At 49.9% G+C, this 3,771-nt stretch carries 4 protein-coding genes; 2 read left to right on the top strand and 2 right to left on the bottom strand.

Going from position 1 to position 3,771, the window contains the following annotated elements:
• Both ASF69_RS23595 and ASF69_RS11975 read left to right on the top strand, forming a co-directional pair.
• Positions 1-583 (top strand): HEPN domain-containing protein (locus ASF69_RS23595; RefSeq protein WP_244475457.1); only part of this gene is annotated, 583 nt, incomplete at its 5' end.
• A gap of 95 nt (positions 584-678) precedes the next feature.
• Positions 679-1,167 (top strand): hypothetical protein, encoded by a 489-nt coding sequence (locus ASF69_RS11975; protein ID WP_156462053.1) that lies wholly within the window; start codon positions 679-681, stop codon positions 1,165-1,167.
• A 196-nt stretch (positions 1,168-1,363) separates the two neighbouring features.
• On the opposite strand, the gene ASF69_RS11970 is transcribed toward ASF69_RS11975, so the two are convergent.
• A complete protein-coding gene (locus ASF69_RS11970) occupies positions 1,364-2,380 on the bottom strand; it encodes a hypothetical protein (RefSeq protein WP_156462052.1) in 1,017 nt (338 codons plus the stop codon).
• 190 nt (positions 2,381-2,570) lie between these two features.
• A complete protein-coding gene (locus ASF69_RS11965) occupies positions 2,571-3,053 on the bottom strand; it encodes a hypothetical protein (protein WP_062587762.1) in 483 nt (160 codons plus the stop codon).
• Positions 3,054-3,771: the final 718 nt, after the last annotated feature.

Below are 3,771 nucleotides of genomic sequence, written 5' to 3'. Positions count from 1 at the left end.
GGTCAATTTCATCGTGCATTCGTATGAAGAGGTAAACTCGCTGCTGGCAAGGGGCTGGCCCTTCTTCGTGGATATCGCCCGCGATGGCATCCCGCTCTACGAAGCCCCCGGCCATCCGCTGGCCTCACCAAAAAATCTGGCGCCAGAGGAAGCGCGGGCCGAGGCGCAGAAACATTTCGACCACTGGTTTCCAAGTGCCAACGGGTTTCTCGAACTCGCTCAACAGGCCTCTGTCAGCGGTCACGGCAAACATGCCGTCTTCCTTCTGCACCAATCGACCGAGGCGTTTTATCACTGCACTTTGCTCGTCAAATCTCTCTACAGCCCAAAGTCCCACAAACTAACCTTCCTCCGCTCACAGGCAGAGCAAATCGCTCCAGAACTGAGTACGGTCTGGCCTGACGGTACCAAATTCGCCAAACGCTGCTTCAGCCGCTTGGATCGCGCCTATGTCGATGCTCGCTATTCCCCGGCGTATGAAATCGACGTCGAGGAACTGGCTTGGCTGATGGAGCGGGTGAAGGCGTTGCAGGATGGGGTGGAGGGTGTTTGTGAGCGAGTTTTGGACAAAGGCTTCAAGTGAGGTTTCGGCTTTAGATGGAAGAGGGTATGCTAAAGTGTTCCCCTGCTGCGCCCCTTCTAAGAATTGTCGGTCTGAACAGCCATTGGAGATCCAAAGTGAGAAAAATGTTGACGCGCGCGTGTTATGCAATTGGCTTACTTGCCGCTGCTGGATGTTCAGCCGCAGATATAGAAACAAAGAACTTTGATTATCGAGAGCTGGGAGCAGCTGATGTGCAGGTCGATTGTAAACTGAGCGCATTGCGAGACAAAATTTCCGAATTGAATAATTCTGGCACCACCACGCAGTTCGATGTGGTGCTTTCTTTCGGCCAGCGAAAAGATGGTGACGGGATGCTGGACGTTATGAAAAAACGTGTTCTGCGAAGCGGCTTCTCCGCAGATAGGGAGGCTGCCATTTTTGTATCCGGTGACAAAAAAACAGTTACCGTGGCGAGGTTTAATCGAAAGGTGGACGTCAATTTAATGCTCAAGGCTTCAGCAGTGTGCGAACAATCTTCAGGTCAATTATGCACTCCTGTCATTTACTATGATGGAAGCAGGGAATATTGCTTGTTGTTTAGTAAAGACGAGCTTGAAATTTAAGAGCGCGTGTAGCGTTACTTTTACAGTTTTAATTTTCTCCGTAGGCACTATTCGTTCTTTTCTGTGGCAGGCGCTGGAGAATTCATGACGGTCAGATTAGTTGACATATGAGCGTCCGCATTGCGCCCAAAAGAGACAAGAACTGCTTCGAGGTTGGTGCGGCGCTATCCGGTCAAATACTGAAGCATCTCGGATGCTACATCGTTGCGGGCCATAATGGACGTACGTCGGACTTGTCTAGCGGGGTATAGACTGGTTCAGCTCCTTCTTCGACCAACGGGCTGAATGCTCCAGGTTTTCGAGCGTAGAGGTCTACCCACAAATCCACGGTAGCCTGCTCCACGTTCACCATACAATTGACCATTTCCGCCCCCGCTTCTGTACGGCGATACATGGACTGGGAGTTGTTTGGCCAGTGGACCGCAAACCCGCACATCAAATCACGATCATCTACCAGCACTTCCATGAGCCCCTTATAGTGAGGGTCATAGGGTATCGCCTGACCCTTTTTCGTCCCCCACACTGCGCGAGCATCTAATTCAAGCTGGAAGAAGGCGGCGATGAATGCTTTCGCTTTCGTTATTAGAGTGTCCAATTCATTGTAGGTGAGTTTAAACTCCTTCCCGCCACTTATCCCGCTTCGAGATCGAAAATCGTCTGCCGTCAGGATGAAATCTGAATGCTGGACAGCGTTCCTTAAGCGGCTGTTGTAGAACTCGTCGTAAAGTTCACCGACCGATAGCCCGCACTCTTTAGACAGCGCCTTTATCACTTCGATCTTTCGCCCCGTCCGGATCCCGTTCTTGGCAAAGTTCTTCTTCTCTCTTTCCGTGAGAAGATCGAAATACGGATTGGGGCTGTAGCCCCTTCCTAGGCGGAAGCGCAGCAGATTGGTGATCACTTCGTATGGTGCGTCCATTTCGACAATGTGGCTATATAGGAACAAGCCAAGTCGCCACGAGGTCCAGCCGTCAGGGAAACGATCCTCGGGAAGCTCCAGCTTCATCAGCCGGTTGATATCATTAAGTATCTTGCGGCTTTCTGCGTAAGGGTCCCATCCCCTGTCTTCCATGCCAAGGACGCGGAGCAAAGATGCAAAATAGCGGATTATGTCGTTGCTGACCGGATCGTCTGGCAGGAACACCGGCTCCAGGACTTTTATGAACCGATCCCTATGACCTTGAAACACTGCCTCTGGATCGTAATCGGTCATGAAATCTACTTCACTTTGTTTGGAGTGGACGCCGCTTTCGCCACATTGATAGGTCTTCCTCCGGGCAAACTCAATGTTTGTCTCGACGACCAAGGGAAGGCACGCGTACCAGCCGGTTCTCCGATCGCCATGTGACGGCTTTTGGTATTCTCCCGCCACCTGCTAATGCCCGACACAGGGAGGCGGCCTGCTAATCACATGTCTGAGACATGGTTTTACCATCTCCGCTGACAGCGAGGTCATAAACTGTTCCTGAACGAATGGCAGCATAGAGGATGCAAATCTGACCATTTAACGATTTCCAACAATCGTTGAATGCTTCATTCTCATCCGATAGAGAGCAGTTGTTTCGACAAATTGCAGTATGAAATTCGGTTTGCTGCCTATTCGAAAATAACAGGTACGTTTCTCCTCCGGTGGTGATCTTCATAGCGCTTCTTATGGGAGAGCAGAACTTGTCTGTTTTCGGCCATAAGGTCACCCCTGATTGCCCACCGTTGAAGACATCGTCACGGATAGCCTGCTCGGAGTCCGCGAAGCGAATTTCGGCCGCCCGCGCATCTGAGATCGCGCCCTGCAAGCCGACCAGTGCCGCCGCTATTGCGTGGAATTTGAGAGAAAAGAAAATTAAAATTATCTCCAGTTGAAATACGGTTCGGAAGCTTGGAGGCATTCTGCCACAAACATATTTATCGTCGCCATTCGGAAATAATGAATAGGAAAATATTCATAAATATCTTTACGTGGAGACATTATTCCGCTATGGTCTTTTCCGATCAATTCCCACTCTGGTACTCCAGGTGGGAGGTGAAGCGGGATGATCGTAATGGAAAGACGCAAGCCATGACGATTGTTTTCTGCTTCGATCAGGTAAGAGCGAGATGGCAGGTGAATGAGGTTGAGTTGGCACTAAGGGGAATGTGAGCAGAAGGCATTGATAGCAGGCAGGTGTTAAACCGACGCACAGGGCCCGTGTGTCGGCATAGCTGATGATGGAATGAAATGATCGGGGCGCTGAAAGGTGCCACATAGAATACAATTTTCGAGGTAGCTTCCAGCGCCCCGATGAAATGGCTCGTAGGCTTTCATGGTTGACGGGCAAAGAATGGTCTTAACGTGGGCTCTTTGAGTTCCGCGAACGCGTACTTGCATCTTCAAGGAGAAAGGTGGCTTCGTCGGGCAATCTAGCATTAAATATATAAAATCTAAATTCGTTTTGTCGCATATGTGTAAACATATATTTGCGGAACGATTTGACATGGAAAAAATATATTATTGACCGGGAATTTGATTTTCGGCCAACCTACAGCCATGCGCGATTTTATATGAATCAACCCAAACAAGTGTAGAAACCGGCTGAAAACCGCTAAAATCGAGGGAAATTGGCAGAT

It is taken from the genome of Rhizobium sp. Leaf311 (assembly GCF_001423445.1).
Taxonomy (GTDB): domain Bacteria; phylum Pseudomonadota; class Alphaproteobacteria; order Rhizobiales; family Rhizobiaceae; genus Agrobacterium.
The sequence above is the reverse complement of the archived record's forward strand: the minus strand, read 5'-3'. Positions and strand labels throughout refer to the sequence as shown.